Origin of the sequence: Agrococcus sp. HG114, from assembly GCF_024723325.1 — a bacterium.
Taxonomy (GTDB): Bacteria; Actinomycetota; Actinomycetes; order Actinomycetales; family Microbacteriaceae; genus Agrococcus.
Window position 1 is genome coordinate 1 of the sequence record NZ_JANQCH010000142.1, and the last position, 5587, is coordinate 5587.

The window sequence follows — 5587 nt, forward strand, 5'->3', positions numbered from 1 at the left end:
GGTCCGCTGCGCCGGAGGCCGGGCGCGGAGAGCGGGGCGGCGCGACCGCCGCAGCGCAGGGCGGGCACGGGGCGCCGGTGCCGGAGGACGGCGCGGCGGTCCTCGAGGTCGAGCTCCGCAACCAGCACGGGCTGCACGCGCGGCCGGCCGCGCTGCTCACGCGCACCGCCGCGGGCTTCGACGCCGAGGTGACGGTGAACGGCGTCGACGCGGCGAGCCTGCTGCGGGTGCTCTCGCTGGGGCTCGACCGAGGCGCGACGGCGACGTTCGCCGCGACCGGACCGCAGGCGCGCGAGGCGATCGACGCGATCCGCGAGCTCGCGGAGGGCGGCTTCGGCGACGCCTAGGCGCGGTGCGCCGCGAACTCGTCCGCGGCCGCGCGCGCGACCACGAACGAGCACTGCGGGCGGATCCGCAGGCCCTCGGCGATCGTGGCGCGCAGCGCCTGGTCGACGAGCTGCGAGCCGACGCCGCGCCCGCCGAACGCGGGGTCGACCTCGGTGTGGGGGAAGGAGCGCACGCCGTCGCCGTCGCGGTAGTCGGCGAAGCCGGCGAGCGCGCCGTCGATGCGCGCCTCGAAGCGCTGCGCCTGCGGGTCGTCGACGATCTCGATCTGCTCGCTCATGGGGCAACGGTAGCCGGAGGCGCTGGACGTCTCGTGTGCGGCTCGTGCGGCATGCTGGATCCATGCAGCTCGATCCGCGTCGCATCCTGATCTTCCGCACGGTCGCGCGCGAGGGCTCCGTGTCCGGCGGCGCGCGCGCGCTCGGGTGGACGCAGCCCGCCGTCAGCCAGCACATCCGGCTGCTGGAGGAGGAGGTCGGGCAGGCGCTGCTGCTGCGCTCGTCGACCGGCGTGACGCTCACGGAGGCGGGGGAGCGGCTGCTGCGGCATGCCGACGGCATCGCCGGGCTGCTGGGCTCGGCCGAGGCGGAGCTCGCGTCGCTCGCCGAGGGAGCCGGGAGCGTGACGATCGCCGCGTTCCCCTCGGCGCTCGCCGACTTCGTGCCCCGCGCGATCGCGGCCGCGCGGCTCGCCGTGCCGGGGCTCACTGCCCGCGTGATCGAGCTCGAGCCGCCCGAGGCCATCGAGGCGGTGCTCGCGGGCGACGCCGACGTCGCGGTCGCGTTCGAGTACGACGAGCTCCACGACGACGTGCAGCTCGCGCGCATCGAGCTCGGCGCCGACCCCTCGTGCATCGTGCTGCCCGCCGAGCACGAGCTCGCCACCGGCGCGCCCGTCGAGCTCGCCGCACTCGCCGGCGCCGACTGGGTGGGCGGGTGCGAGCGGTGCCGCTCGCACCTCGAGTCGCTCGCGACCGAGGCCGGCTTCGCGCCGCGCATCCAGTTCGAGACCGACGACTTCGTCGCCGCGCAGTCGTTCGTCGCCGCGACGGGCTCGGTCACGCTGCTGCCCGACATGGCCCTGCGGGTGCTGACGCGCGACGACGTCGTCGTCGCGCCGCTCGCCGACGGCTCGGGCCGCACCGTCTCGCTCCGGCACCGGCACGGCGCCGAGCGCGTGCCCGCGGTCCTCACCGTGCTCGAGGCGATGCAGCGGCTCTGGGCCGAGCGTCGCGCCTGAGCCGCCTCACGCGGCCCGCGCGGCCTCCGTCGCGGGAGCGCCGAGGCCCAGCCGCTGCTGCAGGCTCACCGCGAGCAGCGCCTGCCCCGCGACGTACGGGACGAGCACCGCGAGCGCGCGCAGCGCATCCGGCATCTCGATGACGAACACGCCGATGCCGAGCACGAGCACGCACGCCATGAGCAGCAGGCCCCCGAGGAGCCCCGCGGTGTCGACCGCGGCGAGCGCCGCGACCGCCGCGAGCAGCAGCGCGAAGAGCACGACCGCCGCCGCGAGCGGTCCCGCGTGCGCGGCGATGACGCCGCCCGAGATGATCGCCACGACGCCGTAGCCGACCGCGGCCCACCCCCACGCGAGCGAGCGGCGGCGCGTCGGCCACAGCGCCGCGAGGAAGGCGAGGTCGGCGACGAAGAAGAGCCCGAGCAGCACGAGCAGCTCGCCCGTCGCCGAGCCGATGCCGTCGCCCAGCCAGCAGAGGACCACGGCGACCACGTGCCAGACGCCGACGGCGTGCCGCAGCGCGCCGAGCGCGACGAGCGCGACCGCGATCGGCGGCACGAGCCCCCACATCGTCACGCCGCGCACGATGGTGAGGACGCCCTCGTCGCCGATCTCGGCGTCGAGCAGCACGGCCGCGAGCACGTTGACGGCCAGCACCGCGCCCGAGACCCACAGGCCTGCGCGCAGCGGTCGGGGGAGCGACGGCATGCCGCCATGCAATCACGAGCGGGGCCGCCGGGCGCGGCGCTCGGCGCGTGTCGGCGGGCGGTGCGAGAGTGGGCGGGTGCACGACAACCCGTTCCGGCCCGGCTTCGGCATCTCGCCGCCGACGCTCGCGGGCCGCGACGCGCTGCTCGACGAGTGGCGCGAGGTGTTCGCGCTCGGCGCGTGGTCGCCCTTCCGCGCCGCGCTCGTCACCGGCATGCGCGGCGTCGGCAAGACGGTGCTGCTGAACGCCGTCGAGGACGCGGCGCTCGAGCGCGACTGGACGGTCGTGCACGGCACCCTGCACGCGGGCCTCGTCGAGACGCTCGAGCGCGACCGGCTGCCCGCGACGCTGCAGGAGCAGGATCCCGAGGCGCGCTCGCGCGACCTCGTGGGGCTCACGGTGCCGTCGATCGGCGGCGCGAGCACCCAGGTCGTCGAGCACTACCCGCGGGAGCCGCGGCTCGAGAGCATGCTCGCGCGCCTCGTCGAGCTCGCCGAGCAGCGCGGCGCGGGCGTGCTCGTCTCGCTCGACGAGGTGGCCCGCGAGTCGCTCGGCGAGCTTCGCCGCATCGCGATCGCGGTGCAGCACCTGCTCCGCGAGGATCGCCGCATCGCGATCGTCGCGGCCGGGGTGCCGGCGTCGATCGCGGCGGCGCTCGACGCCGACGGGCTCACGTTCTTCCGCCGTGCGCAGCAGGTGCGGCTCGACACCCTCACGCTCGCCGAGACGCGGCGCGCGCTCGCCGAGCCGATCCGCGAGCGCGGCCGCTCGATCGGCGAGGCGGCGCTCGAGCGCGCGGCGCGCGCGAGCGAGGGGTACCCGTTCCTCGTGCAGTCGATCGGGGCGCGGGCGTGGGAGTACGCGCCGACCGTCGCGGAGATCACGACGGATGCCGTGCAGCACGCCGTCGAGGTCGCCTACGCGGCGATGGGGGAGAGCGTCATCGTCCCCGCGCTCCGCGGCCTCTCGGGCCGCGACCGCGACTACCTGCTCGCGATGGCCGAGGACGACGGCCCCTCGTCGACCTCTGCGGTCGCCCAGCGCATGGCGACGTCGACCGGCAACGCCGGCAGGCAGCGGTCGCGGCTGCTCGACGCGGGCATCGTCGTGGCGCCCGAGCGCGGGATCGTCGACTTCGCGATCCCGCTCATGCGCGAGCACCTCCGCGCGCACCCGCACGACGCGCAGCTCGGCCTCCCCACGGCAGCGCGGCAGACGTTCCGCGACGCGCCGGCGACCGGCTAGCATCGAGCGCGTCAGGCGCCGCACCGGCGCCGGTCACGACAAAGGCGACCACGCGCACCGCGCGCGACACACATGGATCCTTGACGATGAGGCTCCGTGCGTGCCGCCGAGCCTCCTGCCCCTGGAGCTCGCCCATGCCCGCTGCCGCCCACCCCACCGCCTCCGTCGCCGCCGCCGTCGCGGCCGAGCTCGAGCGCCACGCATCCGCCGTCTTCGCCCTCATGGGCAACGGCAACGCGTGGTTCCTCGACGCCGTCGTGCGCCGCGGCGCGATGGCCGTCGTGACGGTGCGCCACGAGGCCGCGACCGTCGCCGCCGCGGACGCGCACCACCGCGCGAGCGGGCGGCTCGCGGTCGCGACCACGACGTACGGCCCCGGCTACACCAACGCGATCACGCCGCTCGCCGAGGCGGCGCAGGCCCGGGTGCCGCTCGTGCTCGTCGTCGGCGACCGGCCGACCGCGGGGCCTCGGCCGTGGGACGTCGACCAGGCCGCGATCGCCACCGCGGTCGGCGCGCCGACGATCGTCGTCAGCCGCGCCGACCCCGCCTCGGCCGCGCGCCGAGCGGTTGAGACGGCGCTCGTCGAGCGCCGCCCCGTCGTGCTCGCCATCCCGTACGACATCGCCCACCTCGAGGCCCAGGCCGAGGCCGCTGCCGAGCCGGGCGACCGGCCGGCCCAGCCGTTCCTCGGCATCGACGCCGAGCAGCTCGCGCTCGTCGCGCGCCAGCTCGTCGAGGCTCGCCGCCCGCTGCTCCTCGCAGGGCGCGGCGCGCACCTCGCGGGGGCTGCCGATGCCCTGCGCTCGCTCGCGGCGGCGATCGGTGCCCGCACCGCGTCGAGCGTGCTCGCGAGCGGCATCTTCGCCGACGACCACCGGCACCTCGGCACCGCGGGCGGCTTCGCGTCCGAGCGCTCCGCCGCCGCCATCCGAGCGGCCGACGCGGTGCTCGTCGTGGGCGCCGGGCTCAACCAGTTCCAGATGCGCTTCGGCGACGCGTTCGCCCCCGACGCCCGGGTCGTGCAGGTCGACGTGCTCGAGGGCCCCACGAACCCACGGGTGGATGAGCACGTGCGCGGCGACGCGCGGCTCGTCGCCGAGGCGCTCGTGGCGCTCGTGGACGGCGAGGCCGTCGCGCGGCACGGCGACGACGGCTGGGCCGCGGTGGGCTACGGCGACGTCACCGGCGCGCACCGCGACCGCGCGCCCGGGGAGCCGTCGGCCCCCGACGGCCGCCTCGACCCCCGCAGCCTCTTCCACGCGCTCGAGGCGCTGCTGCCGGCCGACCGCGTGATCGTCTCGGACGGCGGCCACTTCATCGGCTGGGCGCCGACGCACCTCTCGGTCGCCGACCCCGAGCGGCTGCTCCTCGTCGGCACCGCGTTCCAGACGATCGGGCTCGGGCTCGCGAGCGCCGTCGGGGCGGGCGTCGCGCGCCCCGACTCGACGATCGTGCTCGTCTCGGGCGACGGCGGTGCCCTCATGGGCCTCGCCGACCTCGACTCCGTCGTGCGCACCGTGCGGCACGGCGTGGTCGTGCTCGTGAACGACGCGGCCTACGGCGCCGAGGTGCACCAGTACGCCGTGCGCGGGGTCGCGGAGGCGCCGATGCTCATCGACGAGGTCGACTTCGCCGCCGTCGCGCGCGGCCTGGGCGCGGAGGGCGCCGTGATCGAGACGCTCCACGACCTCGAGCACCTCCGCGCGTGGCTCGAGCGCGGAGACGACGGCGTGTTCGTCGCCGACTGCCGCGTGAGCCGCCGGGTCGTCGCGCCCTACATGCTCGAGGTCGTCGAGGCGGCGACCCGCGCCGCGGGGTAGCGGCGGCTCAGCGCTCGTCGAGCTCGAGCAGGCGCCGGAAGAGCGCGAGCACCTCGTCGGGCAGGAGCGGCTCGGCGACGGTCACGTCGCAGCGGGTCTCGACCGTCACGCGCCAGAGCGGCGCGTCCGGCAGCACCCGGCCGTCGAGCTCGGCGAGGCGGCCCGACGCCACGAGCGTGTCGAGCTGCTCGCGGTCGTCGCCCGGGATCACGGCGAGCTCGAGGGT

At 76.7% G+C, this 5587-nt stretch carries 7 protein-coding genes; 4 read left to right on the plus strand and 3 right to left on the minus strand.

Going from position 1 to position 5587, the window contains the following annotated elements; translation table 11 throughout:
• Window positions 1–347 (plus strand): HPr family phosphocarrier protein (locus NWP09_RS11305; RefSeq protein ID WP_258275613.1); only part of this gene is annotated, 347 nt, incomplete at its 5' end.
• Here the strand turns inward: NWP09_RS11305 and NWP09_RS11310 are convergent.
• Window positions 344–685, minus strand: coding sequence for a GNAT family N-acetyltransferase (locus NWP09_RS11310; protein WP_369010423.1), 342 nt, complete (start codon window positions 683–685; stop codon window positions 344–346). The genes NWP09_RS11305 and NWP09_RS11310 overlap by 4 nt on opposite strands.
• A gap of 2 nt (window positions 686–687) precedes the next feature.
• On the opposite strand from NWP09_RS11310, the gene NWP09_RS11315 reads away from it, so the two are divergent.
• Window positions 688–1584, plus strand: a complete 897-nt coding sequence (locus NWP09_RS11315; RefSeq protein ID WP_258275615.1) for a LysR family transcriptional regulator — start codon at window positions 688–690, stop codon at window positions 1582–1584.
• A 6-nt stretch (window positions 1585–1590) separates the two neighbouring features.
• Here NWP09_RS11315 and NWP09_RS11320 read toward each other — a convergent pair whose 3' ends face one another.
• Window positions 1591–2292: a lysoplasmalogenase family protein gene (locus NWP09_RS11320; RefSeq protein WP_258275616.1), complete on the minus strand. Its 702-nt coding sequence runs from the start codon at window positions 2290–2292 to the stop codon at window positions 1591–1593.
• A gap of 76 nt (window positions 2293–2368) precedes the next feature.
• Between NWP09_RS11320 and NWP09_RS11325 the strand changes: the two genes are divergently transcribed.
• Window positions 2369–3538 carry an ATP-binding protein gene (locus tag NWP09_RS11325; RefSeq protein ID WP_258275617.1) on the plus strand — a complete coding sequence of 390 codons (1170 nt, stop codon included), beginning with the start codon at window positions 2369–2371 and terminating at the stop codon, window positions 3536–3538.
• 134 nt (window positions 3539–3672) lie between these two features.
• The gene (locus NWP09_RS11330) at window positions 3673–5361 is read left to right on the plus strand and encodes a thiamine pyrophosphate-binding protein (RefSeq protein WP_258275618.1); all 1689 of its coding nucleotides are present in this window, start codon (window positions 3673–3675) and stop codon (window positions 5359–5361) included.
• A 7-nt stretch (window positions 5362–5368) separates the two neighbouring features.
• Here NWP09_RS11330 and NWP09_RS11335 read toward each other — a convergent pair.
• On the minus strand, window positions 5369–5587 hold a 219-nt coding region (locus NWP09_RS11335; RefSeq protein WP_258275619.1), incomplete at its 5' end, for a hypothetical protein.

Coding starts and splice junctions, on each gene's coding strand:
- NWP09_RS11330 (WP_258275618.1), top strand. CDS start 3,673: ATGCCCGCTGCCGCCCACCCCACCGCCTCCGTCGCCGCCGCCGTCGCG.
- NWP09_RS11320 (WP_258275616.1), bottom strand. CDS start 2,292: ATGCCGTCGCTCCCCCGACCGCTGCGCGCAGGCCTGTGGGTCTCGGGC.
- NWP09_RS11315 (WP_258275615.1), top strand. CDS start 688: ATGCAGCTCGATCCGCGTCGCATCCTGATCTTCCGCACGGTCGCGCGC.